Below are 15,658 nucleotides of genomic sequence, written 5' to 3'. Positions count from 1 at the left end.
CACATACACCCGCCCACCCCCCGAAGGGGGGTGGGCGGCGGGGAAAAACCAAACGCAGCGGGTGGGCGGCGGGGAAAAACCCAAGGGGCAGGCAGCGAAGAACCCAGAGCAGCAGGTAGGCAGCGAAGCAACCCAAGAGGCGGGGCTACCGGCGACCAAGTCCCACGGGGACGCAGCCGACGGCCAAGTCCCAAAGGCACGCGGTCGACAGTCCCCCCAAGGAGCCACCCAGCCGACAACCAACCCCAGAAGGACCGCAGCCGACAGCCAACTGCCGCCCCCAAAGGCACGTGACCAACCGGCAACCCCAAAAAGGCGCGCAGCCCCCCGGTCACCCCAGCCCCGTGAGCCCTACTGCTGCACCACCTGCGCCACCGCCGCCTGCGGGCGGATCGGGAGGCGGCCGATGGGGCGGCCGGTGGCGGCGCGGACCGCGGAGGCCACGGCGGCCGGTGCGGTGACGACCGGGACCGCGCTGGCCGGCTTGGCGCCGAAGGGGGCGACCACATCGCGCTCCTCGACGAGCTTGACGATGCGGATCTCCGGAGCGTCCAGGGCGGTCGGCAGCGCATAGCCGGTCAGGTCGGGGTGGCGGACCTGACCGCGGGTGGTGCGCAGGTTCTCCATCAGGGCGGCGCCCATGCCCTGGGTGACCCCGGCCTCGATACGGGCCCGCAGCTGGCGGGGGTTGAGCACCCGGCCCACGTCCTGGGCGACGGTCATCTCCACGACCCGGATGGTGCCGAGCTCGATGTCGACATCGGCGACACAGCGGATCGCGCAGAAGGCGAGCCCCACGAACGCATCGCCCTGTCCGCCCTCGTCCAGCGGCTCCGTCGGATGCGGCCGGCACTGGGCGGTGGCCCAGAGTTCCTTGCCGTCCAGCGCCTCGGAAACGGTGGTGCTGAGCACTCCGTCGTAAGAGGTGATCTTGCCGTCGTTGATCTGCAGCAGCTCGGTGGACATCCCGAACTTGTGGGCCAGCGGCTGCAGCAGCTGGGTACGGACCATCTTGGCGGCCCGCTCGACGGCGCCGCCGGAGACCCAGGTGTGCCGCCCGTGGCAGGCCGGTCCGGCCGGCGGCTGGTCGGTGTCGACGCCCGCGACATGCACTTCCTCGATGCCGAGCGTCTCCTGCACGATCTGCCGCGCCAGCGTGGAGAACCCGGAGCCGGTCTCGACGGCGGCGCAGATGACGGTGGCGACCGAGCCGCTGACCTTGACGGTCGCGGTGGAGACCTCGTCGGCGCCCTCCGCGCCCAGCATGTGCACCATGCCCAGGCCATAGCCGACGCCGCGGCGTACCGCGCCCGGCTCGCCCGCCCCTTCGGGCCCGCCCGGCAGCAGCCACTCCGCTTCGGGCGCATCCTTGGGCAGCTCGGGAAGCGGCGCTTCCTTGACGGCGTGCAGGAGTTCGGCGACCGGGGCGGGGCAGGTCACGGTCTGTCCCGTGGGGAGCAGATCGCCGGTGGCCATGACGTTGCGCAGCCGGATCTCGTCGGGCTCCAGGCCCAGCCGGGCGGCCAGCTTGTCCATCTGGCCCTCATAGGCGGCGCAGACCTGCATCGCGCCCTCGCCGCGCACATGGCCGGACGGCGGGTTGTTGGTGCGCACCGCCCAGCCGTCCACAACGGCGTGCGGGACGACGTACGGGCCGCAGGAGAAGGAGACGGCGGCGGCGAGCGCATCGGCCGAGGTGTCGGCGTAGGCGCCGGCGTCCATGAGGATCTGTGCCTCCACCTTGACCAGCTTGCCGTCGGCGTCCGCGTGGTGGCGGTAGCGCAGCAGCGTGGGGTGGCGGTGGGCGTGCGAGAGGAAGGACTCCTCCCGGGTGGCGGCGAGCTTGACGGGGCAGCCCGTACGCAGCGCCAGCAGTCCGAGCGAGAGCTGGATGCCGGGGTCCTCGCGGTCGGCGGTGGCGCCGGGGACACCGGTCACCACGACCTTGACCTGCTCCGGTTCGAGGCCGAAGGAGGCGGCGGCCAGATCGCGGTCGGTGTGCGGGTCCGTGGAGGCGGTGTAGATCTCCACGCCGCCGTCGGGGCGCGGCACCGCGAGCCCGGCCTCGGCCCCGATGGGCGCCGGGTCCTGCCGGCCGATCCGGTAGAGCCCCTCGACCATCACCTCGCCCATGGCCTCGGCGTCGCCGAAGCGGAGCGGGATGTGCCGGATGAGGTTGCCGTCCGGGTGCAGCGGCTCGGCCTCGAAGGCCAGTTGGGGGTCGGTGACCGCGTCCAGGACCTCGTACTCGACGGCGATGGCGGCGGCGGCCAGCCGTGCCGTGTCGGGGTGCTCGGCGGCCACCGCGGCGATCGGCTCACCGTGGTGGCGGACCTCGTCCTTGGCGAACACCGGGCGGTCGGCGGTGCCCCGGCCGTGCCCCGCGTCACCGGGCACGTCCTCGTGCGTGACGACGACGCGTACACCTGGCATCTCCACCGCGTGCTTCGTGTCGATGGACAGGATCCGCGCGCGCGGATGCGGCGAGCGCAGCACCGCGGCCCACAGCAGCCCTTCGGCCCACAGGTCGGCGGCGTACGGGAAGGTGCCCTCGGTCTTCGCCGGCGCGTCGGCGGGCGGCAGCGAGACGCCCAGGCCGTGCGGCGGCGGCTCCTCGGGGATCTGGACGCCCGCCGCGGGGGGCGCGGTAACGGCACCTGCGCCGTCGGACGTACCGCTCATGCCGCAACCTCGCTTCGCTCGGCCTCGCATTCGCTCAGCGCGCACCTCTTCATCGTTCTCCCCCGGCCTCCGGCCGGGGGGACCCCCATGCTGCGCTCGTTCATGCGGAGCCTCCCGGGTGCGGATCCTGGTCGTGCGGGGCGTGGCCCGTTTCGTCGGCGGGGCCCGCCTGGTGGGGAATACGGGCGGTGTCCGCGGGCGCCGCCCCGTCCGGTTCGTCCGCGGGCGCATAGGCGGCCCCGGCAGCCTCCGCACGGGCCTTGACTACCTCGTCGACGGCGTCCAGCACACCCCGGTAGCCGGAGCAGCGGCACAGGTTGCCGCACAGCGCCTTGCGGGTCTCCAGCTCGCTGGGGGCGTGGTTGCCCTCCAGGAGGTCGTGGACGGTCATCGCCATCCCCGGTACGCAGAAGCCGCACTGCACGGCACCGGACGCGGCGAGCGCGCACTGCACGTCGGAGGGCACACCGTTCTCCGCGAGCCCCTCGACGGTACGGACCTCGCTGCCCGCCGTGGTGGCGGCGGGCACCAGGCAGGACGCCACCAGCCGGCCGTCCACCTGGACGGAACAGGCCCCGCACTCTCCCTGCGAGCAGCCGTCCTTGGCGCCGGCCAGACCGAGGCGCTCGCGCAGCACGTAGAGCAGTGACTCGCCGATCCAGGCGTCGGTGACCGGCCGGTCGATGCCGTTCACCCGCAGGACGTAGGAGGCGGCGGGGTGTTCGTCGTGGTCGTCGAAGCCGGGATCGGCCGCCAGGTCGGAGGGGTGTGCGGCGGCGAGCCCGTCGACGAGGCCGGTCGACTCCCCGGCGCCCGCGTCGGCGCCCGTGGGCTCCCCGGTCCCGGTGCGTTCCCCGGCCCCCGTGCGTTCCTCGGCAGCGGCCGGGTCCCCGGCACCGGTGTGCTCGGCGTCGCCGGGGGAACCGGCGGCGTCGGCGGTGTCGCGCGGCGCGGCGCCCTCGTCCGTGGTGGCCACGGGGTCGGCAGGGCCGGTGAGGCCCACGGGCTCGCCGGACTCGCGGGACTCCGTGTGCGCACCGAGCTCCGCGGTCCCCGCGGTCTCCGCCGTCTCCGTGCTCTCCGCGGTCTCCATAGGAGCGTCCGTCGCTCCGTCGGCCTCCGGCGCGGTGGGCGGGGCGGGCGTCAGGTGCCCGGCTGCGTCGGCGAGCGCGAACTCGCCGGAGTGCTCCTGCTGTTCGCCCTCGGCCACCGGGATCGACCAGCCGCTCGCGCCGGGCGCATCCGCCGCCCGGTCGGGACGGTCCGCCGCCTCCTGCTGGTGCGCCGCCTCCCGCTGGTGCTGCGCCTCCCGCTGGAGCGGCGCCTCCTGCTGGTGCGGCGCCTCCTGCTGGTGCGGCGACCCGTCGTGCGACGGCTGCGCCGGCTCCGCGACCGGCGGCCACTGGGCGAGCGCATCGGCCGGCAGCGACCAGTGCCCGGTCGCGTCGCCCGCCGCGGCGTTCCGGCTGCCCGCGCCCGTGGCGTACGGGTCGCCGGCCGACGGACCGCCGTCTCCGGGCCGTTCGCCGCCCGGCTGGGTGCCGTGGCCCGGGAGACCGCGCTCGTGCGCGTACGGGTCGCCCGCGGGGCCGCCGAAGGGGTCGTGGACCGCTCCGCCGTGCCCGGTCTCCTGCGGCTCCGCGTGGTGCGTCTCCGGCGCGCTCGTGGCGCTCAGCCCGGCGGTGAAGTTCCAGTGCCCGGTCCCGGCGGCCTCGCCGGTGTCCGCCGCGCTCCCGGCGTCGCCGTACGCGCCGGAGCCCGGGTATCCGCCGCCGTGGTAGCCCGCGGCGACACCATGTCCTGGATGCCCCGGATGACCCGAATGGCCGGGGAGGCCCGGGTGGCCGCCCGTAAGTCCCGTATGACCCGTCAGGCCGTCGTCGCCGACCAGGTACTCGCCGGATTCCTCCAGGCCGTCGTCCGCCGCCGCGGGGACCGACCAGGCTCCGGTGCCACCCGCCTCGGGGCTGCCCGCCACGGGCCACTCCACGGTGTCGCCGCCCCACGGCTGGGCCGCCTCGGGCGCGCCGCCCTGGTAGCCCGCGGAGGGGTCGTGGTGGGGAGCGTGCTCCGTATGGGCCGGGTATCCGGCGGTCGGGTCCGCGTAACCGGCCGAGGGGTCCGCGAAGGGCATCGTCCACTGGCCGGTGGACGACGGGTCGGTGCCCGCGTCCGCGACCTGCGGGGCGGTGTGCGAACTGAAGGAGGCCGGCGGGGTGTAGCCGTGGCCGGGTGCGGCGAGAGGCTCGGGGCCCGGGGTGTTGTACCGGGGGGATCCACCGCCGTAGACCCCGGTGGTGAAGCCCTCCGGGAGCTGCACGAAGGCCGTCGCCTCCGACTCGTACTCTCCGCCCTGGGGCAGCGGCTGCCAGCCCTGGTCGGGGTGCGGCTGGTACGGATGGCGGTTGTCTGCGTCGCTCATGAGAGCGCCCTCCCAAGTGCGCGGCGGGCCAACGCTGCCACCGTACGGCGCAGGTGCAGTGCGGCCGGCGGCAGGGTGGCCGGTTCCGAACCGTCCTCGGGCGGTGCCGGGTCCGGGATGCAGGCGGCCGCGACATAGTCACCGAAGGCCGTCAGCGCCTCGGGCACCAGGCCGCGTTCGCCGTCCCAGTCGATGAGCGAGGCCACCCACTCCTCGGCCTCCAGGGGGCGCAGCGGCATGGCGGCGACCGCGCCCACCGCGCAGCGCACACCGCGCCTGGCCGGGTCCAGGACGAGTGCCACCGAGGCGGTGGCACGGCCGGGGCCGGTGCGGCCGGTCGCCTTCAGGAACGTCTGCGGGGCGTGCAGCAGCGGCACCCGTACGAAGCCGACGAGTTCGCCGGGGCTCAGCATCTCCCGGCCGGCCAGGAGGTGGCTGACCGGGATCTCGCGGCGGCTGCCCCCGGGGCCGGCGATGATCACCGTGGCTTCCAGGGCGGCGAGCACCGGGAGGGTGTCGCCCGTGGGGGCGGAGGTCACGATGTTGCCGCCGAGGGTGCCGGCGTTGCGGACCTGCGGCGGACCGGCCGCGCGGGCGGCGGCGGCCAGCCCGGGGATCAGGGCGGCGAAGTCGGGGCGTCCCATACGGGCGAGGGTGAGGCCGGCACCGAGCAGCGCATGGCCGTCCAGGTACTGCCAGCCGCGGATCTCGCTGATGCGGCCGAGGCCCACCAGGGCCGCGGGTCTGAGGAGTCCGGCGTTGACCGCCGCCATGAGATCGGTGCCGCCCGCGACGGGCACGGCGGCAGGCATGGCCGTCAGCGCCGCCACCGCCTCGTCGAGCGAGGCCGGCAACGTCACCGTGTGCGACGCGTGCGGTGCGTGCGTGGTCAAGCCAGCTGCCCCTTCCCCGGTGTCCCGGCAGTTCCGCTCCGCCGTACGGTACGTGCTCGCAGCCCGGACGTGGCAACTCTGGCACATCTTCCCGGACCCTCGGCGCGAGGGTCCACGAAGGAACGATCCGTCCCCGAACAGGCTGCTGGTCCGGTTTCGTCCGCCGCCGCGGTGCGGAACTGCGGTGCGGTGCGTCGGCGGAGGGCGTCCAGCGGGGCGCAGACCGTCGTTGCGCCGGCGGTCGGTACGGCGGTACGGGGGAGGAACCGCCGTACCGCACCACCGTCCCAGGGACCGGCCGTACGAGCGCCCTCCTTGCACCAGGGCTCACACGTTTGGGGGCGCCCCGTCGATCGGGCGTCCGAGCACCCCGGGGCGTTTCTGCCAAGGGAGGGGGCCGCCGGGCGGGCGGTAATCGACGCCGAGGGCGTCGAGGCGGGTGTAGTGGGCAGCCATGCGCCGGGTGAAGTCCTGGTAGTCGCGGTCGGCCGGGGCGGGCAGCCGTGACCAGGCGACCTCGGCGAAGGCCGCCAGCCGCGGAAAGACCTGGTAGTCGAGGCGCTGCTGACTGTCCATGGCCTCGGTCCAGACGTTGGCCTGGGTGCCCAGGACATGCGCGGCCTGATCGGCCGTGAGCTCCGGTGGTACCGGCTCGAAGCGGTAGACGTCCTCCAGGGTCCGTACGAAGCCGATCGGCACCGGCTCGTCCGGGGAGGGGTCTTGACGGTGGTCCAAATACACCTGCTGTTCGGGGCACATGACGACGTCATGGCCGGATTTCGCGGCTGCGATACCGCCCGCGTAGCCGCGCCAGGAGGAGACGGCGGCTCCCTCGGCCAGTCCGCCCTCCAGGATTTCGTCCCAGCCGATCAGCCGGCGGCCGCGGTCGGCGAGCCAGCGGTCGAAGTGCCGGATGAACCAGCTCTGCAGTTCGTCCTCGCCGGCCGGCGACAGTTCGGCGATCCGCGCCTGGGCGGTGGCGGAGGCCCGCCACTGGTCCTTGGGGCACTCGTCGCCGCCGATGTGCACGAACGTCGAGGGGAAGAGGCCGAGGACCTCCTCCAGGACGTGCTCGTAGAACCGCAGGGTGTTGTCAGCGGGCGCCAGTACGTTGGGGTTGACGCCCCAGGTGTCCCAGACCTTCAGGGAGGTGGTGTCGATGACGTCGGTGTTGCCGAGTTCGGGGTACGCGGCGATGGCGGCCTGCGAGTGTCCGGGGATGTCGATCTCGGGCACGACGGTGATATGCCGCTGGGCGGCATAGGCGACGATCTCGCGGATGTCGTCCTGGGTGTAGTAGCCGCCGTGCGGGCGCTCGTCCCACAACGGGGAGGCCCGGTGGCCGAGTTTGGTGCGCTCCCGCCAGGCGCCGACCTCGGTCAGCTTCGGGTAGCGCCTGATCTCGATCCGCCAGCCCTGGTCGTCGGTGAGGTGGAGGTGCAGGACGTTGAGCTTGTGGGCGGCGAGCAGATCGAGGTAGCGCAGCACTCCGTCCTTGGGCAGGAAGTGCCGGGCGACGTCGAGCAGCATGCCGCGCCAGGCGAAGCGGGGGCCGTCGTCGACGGTCTGCTGCGGCAGGACGGCCGCGCGCTCCGGCGCGAGCGGCGCCCGGCGGAAGGCCTGCGGGCCGAGCAGCTGCCGCAGCGTCTGCGCTCCCCAGAAGACTCCGGCCGGGCCGCCGCCGGTGATCCGTACGCCCCAACGGGCGTCGGCCGCCAGCCGGTAGCCCTCCGGGGGCAGGGAAGGGTCGAGGGCCAGGGCGAGGGCGTCCGTCGCCTTGCCGGAGCCGGGCGGCAGCGGCAGGCCGAAGGCCGCGCCCAGGGTGGCGCGCAGCCAGCGCGCGGTGTCCTCGGTGCCGGGTTCGGCCGCCAACACGGTGTCCTCGCCCAGGCGGACGGCGCTGCGGTAGGGCCCGTCGATGCTCAGCGGCGCCGGGACCAGGCCGCCGCCCGGTGCCGTGGGGGTGGGGTCCGTCTCGGGCATGCCGTCCGTCCTTCACCGCGGCGGACGGCCCCAGGACCGTCCGGCCTGTACGAGTACGCAGATACGCCTACGCAGTTACGAGCGCGCAGATACGGATGCGGGTGCGCGGAAGCGACGACCGGCACGGGGGTGGTCGTCACGGCGATGCTGCCACGTTCCCGCGCCGTTCGTCCCGTCCGGCGTGCGGAAGACCGCCCGCGCCGTTGCCGGGTGGAGTGCGCGGGGGCGCCGGTGCGGGAGGCGGAGCGCCCCGGACGGGAACGCAGGCAGGCACGGAGACGGGCCCGGTCCACGAAGGATCCGGGCCCGTACCCGAGGCGGGGTGCCGTCACCGCAGGACGACGGCTGCGTCCTGCGGCTCTTCGGCTCTGCTGAGCTCATGCGGCTGCGCTGGGCTCATACGGCTGTGCCGGTGCGGCTGTACTTGTGCGGCTGCGCCCGTGCGACAGAGCGCGTGCGGCCGTGCGCTGACGGACGGGCAGGACCGGCCGGGCGGGACGGTCCTGCCGGCGGTTACTTCTTGCCGCCGTCCTTGCCGCCCTTGTCCTTGTCGCCACCGGCGCCCATGGACTCGAAGATCTCCTTGCACATGGGGCAGACCGGGTACTTCTTCGGGTCACGACCCGGGACCCAGACCTTGCCGCACAGCGCCACGACGGGGGTGCCGTCGAGCGCGCTCGCCATGATCTTGTCTTTCTGGACATAGTGGGCGAAGCGCTCGTGGTCGCCGTCGCCGTGCGACACCTGTGGTGTCGGCTCTACGAGGGTCCCCGTACCTGCCCCGCGCTCGGGCTCAAGAGTGCTCATAACAGCCAAGGGTACTCACGCGCGCCGCAACCCGGGAGCCTCGGTCCACCGCCAGGTGGAGCGCCAGACCCGCCGCCGCCACCCCGGCGCCGCCGGGAAGCCACCGTCACCAGGAAGCCACCGTCACCAGGAGGCGACCGCCATCCCGCCCCGGTCCCCGGCCGTCAGCCCCAGCTCGGTGGCGAAGGCCAGGGCGGCGTCCGGCCGGACCTCGTACCAGGTGTCCTGGCCGCAGACCGTGTCGAGCAGGGTGGCGATGTCCTGTGCGCCGACCGTGCGGGCCTCGGCGGCGGCGAGGAAGGCGCGCACCGCCGTCATGGCGTCGACCTCGGTCTCCGTGCGGGCCGCCAGGTCCTCGGCGATCTCCCGGATCGCGTCGTCACCGGGCGCGACCCAGCTCATGGCCGTCTCCAGGCCGTCGTCCGGCATCTTCTCGGGGTACGGCGCGCGGGCCCAGGCGCCGTCCTGCCACCAGTAGACGAAGCCGAAGAGATTGCCGGCGGCGTCCTCCCGCAGCTCCTCCCAGGGCAGCCACTCGGGGCCGCCGTCCAGGAAGTCGATCTGCCGGCCTCCGCTGTGCGTGTGACTGCCGTCGGAGTCCTGGCCGCACAGCAGGGCCCGGCCGTCCTCGAACATCTTCAGCCGCCACCAGTAGCTGCCGCCGACGTTCCAGCACTGCAATCCCTGGTCGCTCCAGGAGAATTCGTCCCCGTCGTCCACGGCGGCCGCCACTACCGCCAGCGTCGCGGCGCGCGCCCACAGGCGCTCCGGGTGGTCCAGATCCTCGGGCACGCTCGGCCTGTGCATGGCCTCTCCCCGTTTGTCCAGCACGGCCCCGCCGACGCGGCCGCGCACCGTCCCCTGTCATCCCGCACCATAGCGACGGGCACTGACATTTCCCCATGACGAAGCCGTCACAATAATCAAGTCGTCAACAAAATCCGGCCCGTGACCCACGCCCCCCGCACCGGCCGCGCCGCACAGCGCCATCCGGATTCAGTTCAGCGACGGATCATCCGGATAGGTGGCCACCATCGCCAGCTCGTTGCGCTGCCGGCGCAGCACCGCGCGCCACAGCTGCTCCGGGTCGGGCGAGGAGACATCGCCGGGCTCGGACTCGACCACGTACCAGGCGCCCTCGACCAGTTCGTCCTCCAGCTGGCCCGGCCCCCAGCCCGCGTACCCGGCGAAGATCCGCAGACTGCCCAGCACCGCCGCGAGCAGCTCCGGAGGGGCCTCCAGATCGACCAGACCGATCGCTCCGTGCACCCTGCGCCAGCCCAGCGGCTCGTCACCCGACTGCACGTCCGCCCGGTCCGCGGCCGGCACACCGGCCATCTCCGCGCCGTCGTCCTGGGGCCGGGCGCCGCTGTCCACCGACGGGACCCCGCCCTCACCGGACAGCCCGCCCGGCACCACGGCCACCCCGAGCGCCGAATCCAGCGACACCGGTCCGCCCTGGAAGACCACTCCCGGCTCACCGGCCAGCGAGGCCCAGGGCGCGAGGATGTCCGCGACGCCGACGGGGGTGGGACGGTTCAGGACCACGCCGAGGGAGCCCTCCTCGTCGTGGTCGAGGAGCAGCACCACCGCGCGGTCGAAGTTCGGATCGGCGAGCGCGGGGGTCGCGACAAGAAGCCGGCCTGTGAGCGAGGACACCTCGGTCATGGCCACATGATCCCGCACTTCTGCCCGGAGCGGGGAGTCAACGCCCGGACCCGTGCGAGAGCAGGGCAGGGCGTACGGCGGCAGCACCGGCGCACACCCTCGGCGCCGGACAGCCCATTGGGGACATTCCCCGGCAATTCCCCCAAAGGGCGATTACAGAGCAAAGACTGATCGTAGCGGAGCGTGTTGTGACAAAGCCATTACATGGTCAAAGCACGCACGGGCCTACGGGTACACCCTCCGCCGCCCTTACCATTTTGGCTTGGCCCCTGCCCGTCTCCAGGAACGCGAGATCCATGACCGTCTCTACTGACGACGTACTGCTTGTCCACGGCGGCACCCCGCTCGAGGGCGAGATCCGGGTTCGCGGCGCGAAGAACCTTGTGCCCAAGGCCATGGTCGCCGCCCTCCTCGGGAGCGGCCCCAGCCGACTGCGCAACGTGCCCGATATCCGCGACGTACGCGTGGTGCGCGGGCTGCTGCAGCTGCACGGCGTCACGGTGCGCCCGGGCGACGAGCCGGGCGAGCTGGTCCTCGACCCGTCCCACGTGGAGAGCGCCAACGTCGCGGACATCGACGCCCACGCGGGCTCCTCCCGGATCCCGATCCTGTTCTGCGGCCCGCTGCTGCACCGCCTCGGCCACGCCTTCATCCCCGGTCTGGGCGGCTGCGACATCGGCGGCCGGCCCGTGGACTTCCACTTCGACGTGCTGCGCCAGTTCGGCGCGACGATCGAGAAGCGCGCCGACGGGCAGTACCTGGAAGCCCCGCAGCGGCTGCGCGGTACCAAGATCCGGCTGCCCTACCCGTCGGTCGGCTCGACCGAGCAGGTGCTGCTGACGGCCGTCCTGGCCGAGGGCGTCACCGAGCTGTCGAACGCCGCCGTGGAACCGGAGATCGAGGACCTCATCTGCGTGCTGCAGAAGATGGGCGCGATCATCTCCATGGACACCGACCGGACGATCCGGATCACCGGTGTCGACAAACTCGACGGCTACACCCACCGCGCCCTCCCGGACCGCCTGGAGGCGGCCTCCTGGGCGTCCGCGGCGCTGGCCACCGAGGGCAACATCTACGTCCGCGGCGCGCAGCAGCGGTCGATGATGACCTTCCTCAACACCTTCCGCAAGGTCGGCGGCGCCTTCGAGATCGAGGACGAGGGCATCCGCTTCTGGCACCCGGGCGGCCTGCTCAACGCCATCGCCCTGGAGACCGACGTCCACCCCGGCTTCCAGACGGACTGGCAGCAGCCGCTGGTCGTCGCGCTGACCCAGGCGTCGGGCCTGTCGATCGTGCACGAGACGGTCTACGAGTCCCGGCTGGGCTTCACCTCCGCGCTCAACCAGATGGGCGCGCACATCCAGCTCTACCGCGAGTGCCTGGGCGGTTCCGCCTGCCGCTTCGGCCAGCGCAACTTCCTGCACTCCGCGGTCGTCTCCGGGCCCACCAAGCTGCAGGGCTCCGACCTGGTCATCCCCGACCTGCGCGGCGGCTTCTCGTACCTGATCGCGGCACTGGCGGCGCAGGGCACCTCCCGGGTGCACGGCATCGACCTGATCAACCGCGGCTACGAGAACTTCATGGAGAAGCTCGTGGAACTCGGCGCCGATGTCGAGCTGCCGAACGGCGCACTGCCCAACTGAGCGCGGACGGGGCGGCTTTCAGGCTCCGGGGCCGACGGCCCCGGAGCCGGCCATGACCGCGCCGGCTCCCCCGGTCCGCCGGGGCCGCGTGCCGTCAACAGGCGTACGGGCACGGGCCGGTGGAGAACCCGACGGCGAAACCTGAAGCAGGCCGGATGGTCTCCGCACCTGCCCGCTCCTACGGTTGCCGCATGTCGATCACCCCACTCCGGAGGGCACGCCGGACAGCGGCCGTCCTTTCCGTCGCGCTCCTCACCACGCTTCTCCCCGCGGGCACCGCAGCGGCGGCCGCCGTACGGCCCTCCCGTCTCCAACAGGACGCCGACGCACTGCGGGACGCCGGCGTCACCGGCTTATCGGCCAGACTGGAAACACCCCACGGGTTACGCACCGTCCAACGACGGCCGCCGGATCACCCTGCGGCAGCTGCTCCGGCACACCAGCGGACTGCCCGACTACCTCAAGGACGTCGTCCCGGAACCGGGCGCGGCGGGATACCGCCATCACCGCTGGACCACCTACACCCCCGGGCAGCGCGTCGCCCTGGCCCTACGGCACCCGCCCGCTTCCCCTCCCGGTACACGCTGGGAGTACTCCAACACCAACTACCTGCTCGCCGGCATGGTCATCAAGGCGGTCACGGGCCGCTCCTGGGAGCGGGACGACCACGGCGCTCCCCCGGGCACCCGCGCCGGACTCGGCCTCGTCTGGACACCGCTGTCCTGCGGCGGCGGGTACTGGGGGCACGCCGGCACCGGGTTCGGCTACGTGATGTGGCCCGCCGTGACCCCGGACGGGCGGAGCACCCTCACCGTCTCCACGCACGGCCGCCCCGGGGACAACGACACGGCCGTGCGCCAGATCCGGGGCGTCACCGACCTGGCCGACCACGCCCTGTGCGCCGCGCAGGACGGCCGTGACGGCCCCTTTGGCGGACGTGGACCCGGCGGACCTCCCGTCCACCCGGGCCGCTGATCCCGGGCGGGCACAGGCCGCCTCACGGGCACCGGAAGGCCAACGGGGGCTCAGGCCGGGGCGGCACGGCTCCCGCGCTCCCCCTCCGAACGCAAAAAGGCGGCCACCCCTGGAAGGGATGGCCGCCCTGTCATGCCGTGCTGAGGGTGTTACTTACCCTTGGCGGCTTCCTTGAGCTTGGAGCCCGCGGAGACCTTCACGCTGTAGCCGGCCGGGATCTGGATCGGGTCGCCGGTCTGCGGGTTGCGCGCGGTGCGAGCGGCACGGTGGGTGCGCTCGAAGGTCAGGAAGCCGGGGATGGTGACCTTCTCGTCGCCCTTGGCGACGACCTCGCCGGTCACCTCGGCGAGGGCGGCCAGAACGGCGTCGGCGTCCTTGCGGGTCACCTCGGCGCGATCGGCCAGAGCGGCCACCAGCTCACTGCGGTTCATGTTTGTACTCCCGTGTTCTTCTTGCCAATGAGGCGTGAGATCGAAGCCGATGCTGCCAGGGTCCTCGGACAGTCCCCGGACCCGGGTCTGGTGCCAGACCCTCGCGCCCGATTACGCATCCTGCCCCCACCTGCGGCGGTAAAGCCAATCCGGCACCCAGGAGGGTCACACGAAAAGCGCCACTGCCTCGTTAGTGGTGACGCTCCGTATTATTCCCGCTCCGGGCCGGCCCCACAGGGCGGCGGTCGCTTGCTGCCCGCCACCCTATGGGGGCCCCAACGACGGCGTGTCCAGCGACGCGCCGTACTCAGACCGCCGTGGTGGCTGTCACAGCCGGGTCGCCGCTCTTCGCGGCCTCCCGGACGGCACCGGCCACCGCGCCCGCGACCTTCTCGTTGAAGACGCTGGGGATGATGTAGTTCGGGTTGACCTCGTCCTCCAGGACGACGTCCGCGAGGGCTCCGGCCGCGGCCAGCATCATCTCGGTGTTCACCGTACGGGAGTGGGCGTCCAGGAGGCCGCGGAAGACTCCGGGGAAGACCAGGACGTTGTTGATCTGGTTCGGGAAGTCGGAGCGGCCGGTGGCCACGACGGCGGCGGTCTGCCGGGCAAGGGCCGGGTCGACCTCCGGGTCGGGGTTGGCGAGTGCGAACACGATCGCGCCTTCGGCCATCCTCGCGACATCGTCGCCGTCCAGGACGTTGGGGGCGGAGACGCCGATGAAGACGTCCGCGCCGACCACGGCCTCCTTGAGGGTGCCGGTGACGCCCTCGGGGTTGGTGTTGTCGGCGATCCAGCGCAGCGGCGAGTCCGGGTCGGCGTCGACCAGGTCGGTGCGGCCGGCGTGCACCACACCGTGGATGTCGGCGACGACGGCGTGCCGGACACCGGCGGCGATCAGCAGCTTGAGGATGGCGGTGCCGGCCGCGCCGGCGCCGGACATCACGACCCGGACGTCGTCGATCTTCTTGCCGACGACACGCAGCGCGTTGGTGAGCGCGGCGAGCACCACGATGGCGGTGCCGTGCTGGTCGTCGTGGAAGACCGGGATGTCCAGGGCCTCGCGCAGCCGTGCCTCGATCTCGAAGCAGCGGGGGGCGGAGATGTCCTCCAGGTTGATGCCGGCGAAGCCGGGGGCGATGGCCTTGACGATCTCCACGATCGCGTCGGTGTCCTGGGTGTCCAGGCACAGCGGCCAGGCGTCGATGCCGGCGAAGCGCTTGAAGAGGGCCGCCTTGCCCTCCATGACGGGCAGCGCGGCCTTGGGACCGATGTTGCCGAGGCCGAGGACGGCGGAGCCGTCGGTGACGACCGCGACGCTGTTGCGTTTGATGGTCAGCCGGCGGGCGTCCTCGGGGTTGTCGGCGATGGCCTGGCACACACGGGCGACGCCCGGGGTGTAGATCATCGACAGGTCGTCACGGTTGCGGATGGGGTGCTTCGACGACATCTCGATCTTGCCGCCGAGGTGCATCAGGAACGTACGGTCGGAGACCTTGCCGAGCGAGACGCCCTCGATGGTGCGCAGCTGCTGGACGATCTCGTCGGCGTGGGCCGTGGAGGTCGCCGCGATGGTGACGTCGATGCGGAGCTTTTCGTGTCCGGACGCAGTGACGTCGAGGCCGGTCACCGAGCCTCCGTGGGACTCGACGGCCGTGGTGAGCTGGGAGACCGCGGTTCCGCTCGCGGGCACCTCCAGCCGGACCGTCATCGAGTAGGAGACGCTGGGCGCCGTTGCCATGGCCGACTTCCTCTGCTTTCACCGTGTGGCTGAATTTGCCGTCCGATCGTCGCACCTACCGCGGAGTACGCGGTAGCCGCCCGGCATTGAGAACGTTTTGTTCGCAGGCGGCGGCTACTTCGGAAAACGACTTCCACCATACGAGATATTGCGGCCACAGTAAAAGACCAACAGCAAAGAGGCCCACGTCACGGGGTGACGTGGGCCTCTCCTGCGTTCAGCGGCACCGACCCGCCATGCTCGCCTCGCGGCAAGTGGTCGCTCGTAGCGACGATGGTTGGGCCCGGGGGCTTGGATCGAGCCGGTGCCGTCACCCAGGCTAACAAACCATCCCCGGAAGCGAATCCCGTCCCGGGGGGCCGATTTCAAGACCCCTCGGACGGCGGCGCGCACGCCCGGCGCGGGCCGCCGTC

Annotated in this window: 11 protein-coding genes and 1 pseudogene; 3 read left to right on the top strand and 9 right to left on the bottom strand. The window is 72.6% G+C overall.

The features are described from left to right. Positions 1 to 351: 351 nt before the first annotated feature. The 7 genes from STRNI_RS26325 to STRNI_RS26295 all read right to left on the bottom strand — a co-directional run bounded on the left by STRNI_RS26325 (position 352) and on the right by STRNI_RS26295 (position 10,455). A complete protein-coding gene (locus STRNI_RS26325; RefSeq protein ID WP_266449745.1) occupies positions 352 to 2,682 on the bottom strand; it encodes a xanthine dehydrogenase family protein molybdopterin-binding subunit in 2,331 nt (776 codons plus the stop codon). A gap of 100 nt (positions 2,683 to 2,782) precedes the next feature. After that, positions 2,783 to 5,104 (bottom strand): 2Fe-2S iron-sulfur cluster-binding protein, encoded by a 2,322-nt coding sequence (locus STRNI_RS26320; protein WP_277412129.1) that lies wholly within the window; start codon positions 5,102 to 5,104, stop codon positions 2,783 to 2,785. Further along, positions 5,101 to 5,997, bottom strand: a complete 897-nt coding sequence (locus tag STRNI_RS26315; protein WP_018091265.1) for an FAD binding domain-containing protein — start codon at positions 5,995 to 5,997, stop codon at positions 5,101 to 5,103. Before STRNI_RS26315 ends, STRNI_RS26320 begins: the two co-directional genes overlap by 4 nt. A 327-nt stretch (positions 5,998 to 6,324) precedes the next feature. Next, positions 6,325 to 7,980 (bottom strand): beta-N-acetylhexosaminidase, encoded by a 1,656-nt coding sequence (locus STRNI_RS26310; RefSeq protein ID WP_159488125.1) that lies wholly within the window; start codon positions 7,978 to 7,980, stop codon positions 6,325 to 6,327. Positions 7,981 to 8,493: 513 nt separating this feature from the next. Next, on the bottom strand, positions 8,494 to 8,787 hold the full coding sequence (locus tag STRNI_RS26305) for a DUF3039 domain-containing protein (protein WP_026169910.1): 294 nt from the start codon (positions 8,785 to 8,787) through the stop codon (positions 8,494 to 8,496). 123 nt (positions 8,788 to 8,910) lie between these two features. Beyond that, positions 8,911 to 9,594, bottom strand: coding sequence for a hypothetical protein (locus tag STRNI_RS26300; protein ID WP_159488124.1), 684 nt, complete (start codon positions 9,592 to 9,594; stop codon positions 8,911 to 8,913). Between the two features lie 189 nt (positions 9,595 to 9,783). After that, positions 9,784 to 10,455 carry a YqgE/AlgH family protein gene (locus STRNI_RS26295; protein WP_109890073.1) on the bottom strand — a complete coding sequence of 224 codons (672 nt, stop codon included), beginning with the start codon at positions 10,453 to 10,455 and terminating at the stop codon, positions 9,784 to 9,786. A 296-nt stretch (positions 10,456 to 10,751) separates the two neighbouring features. Between STRNI_RS26295 and murA the strand changes: the two genes are divergently transcribed. The 3 genes and pseudogenes from murA to STRNI_RS26280 all read left to right on the top strand — a co-directional run bounded on the left by murA (position 10,752) and on the right by STRNI_RS26280 (position 13,073). Then, a complete protein-coding gene (gene murA / locus STRNI_RS26290) occupies positions 10,752 to 12,098 on the top strand; it encodes a UDP-N-acetylglucosamine 1-carboxyvinyltransferase (RefSeq protein ID WP_018091261.1) in 1,347 nt (448 codons plus the stop codon). 141 nt (positions 12,099 to 12,239) lie between these two features. Then, a pseudogene (locus STRNI_RS41410) lies at positions 12,240 to 12,698 on the top strand (serine hydrolase); the annotation flags it as partial. A 21-nt stretch (positions 12,699 to 12,719) separates the two neighbouring features. Continuing rightward, complete coding sequence (locus STRNI_RS26280; RefSeq protein ID WP_277412128.1) at positions 12,720 to 13,073, top strand: hypothetical protein; 354 nt, start codon at positions 12,720 to 12,722, stop codon at positions 13,071 to 13,073. Between the two features lie 149 nt (positions 13,074 to 13,222). On the opposite strand, the gene STRNI_RS26275 is transcribed toward STRNI_RS26280, so the two are convergent. Both STRNI_RS26275 and STRNI_RS26270 read right to left on the bottom strand, forming a co-directional pair. After that, positions 13,223 to 13,504, bottom strand: a complete 282-nt coding sequence (locus tag STRNI_RS26275) for an HU family DNA-binding protein (protein ID WP_006605312.1) — start codon at positions 13,502 to 13,504, stop codon at positions 13,223 to 13,225. A 307-nt stretch (positions 13,505 to 13,811) separates the two neighbouring features. Further along, on the bottom strand, positions 13,812 to 15,245 hold the full coding sequence (locus tag STRNI_RS26270) for an NAD-dependent malic enzyme (RefSeq protein WP_018091259.1): 1,434 nt from the start codon (positions 15,243 to 15,245) through the stop codon (positions 13,812 to 13,814). Positions 15,246 to 15,658 lie beyond the last annotated feature (413 nt).

The sequence above is a fragment of the Streptomyces nigrescens genome (assembly GCF_027626975.1).
Lineage (GTDB): Bacteria > Actinomycetota > Actinomycetes > Streptomycetales > Streptomycetaceae > Streptomyces > Streptomyces nigrescens.
This window is presented reverse-complemented; position numbering and strand designations above follow the sequence as displayed.

What these genes read in the sequence shown, in the direction of transcription:
- STRNI_RS26300 (WP_159488124.1), bottom strand. Translation starts at nt 9,594, where the DNA reads ATGCACAGGCCGAGCGTGCCCGAGGATCTGGACCACCCGGAGCGCCTG.
- STRNI_RS26280 (WP_277412128.1), top strand. Translation starts at nt 12,720, where the DNA reads ATGGTCATCAAGGCGGTCACGGGCCGCTCCTGGGAGCGGGACGACCAC.
- STRNI_RS26295 (WP_109890073.1), bottom strand. Translation starts at nt 10,455, where the DNA reads ATGACCGAGGTGTCCTCGCTCACAGGCCGGCTTCTTGTCGCGACCCCC.
- STRNI_RS26310 (WP_159488125.1), bottom strand. Translation starts at nt 7,980, where the DNA reads ATGCCCGAGACGGACCCCACCCCCACGGCACCGGGCGGCGGCCTGGTC.
- STRNI_RS26325 (WP_266449745.1), bottom strand. Translation starts at nt 2,682, where the DNA reads ATGAGCGGTACGTCCGACGGCGCAGGTGCCGTTACCGCGCCCCCCGCG.
- STRNI_RS26320 (WP_277412129.1), bottom strand. Translation starts at nt 5,104, where the DNA reads ATGAGCGACGCAGACAACCGCCATCCGTACCAGCCGCACCCCGACCAG.
- murA (WP_018091261.1), top strand. Translation starts at nt 10,752, where the DNA reads ATGACCGTCTCTACTGACGACGTACTGCTTGTCCACGGCGGCACCCCG.
- STRNI_RS26270 (WP_018091259.1), bottom strand. Translation starts at nt 15,245, where the DNA reads ATGGCAACGGCGCCCAGCGTCTCCTACTCGATGACGGTCCGGCTGGAG.
- STRNI_RS26305 (WP_026169910.1), bottom strand. Translation starts at nt 8,787, where the DNA reads ATGAGCACTCTTGAGCCCGAGCGCGGGGCAGGTACGGGGACCCTCGTA.
- STRNI_RS26275 (WP_006605312.1), bottom strand. Translation starts at nt 13,504, where the DNA reads ATGAACCGCAGTGAGCTGGTGGCCGCTCTGGCCGATCGCGCCGAGGTG.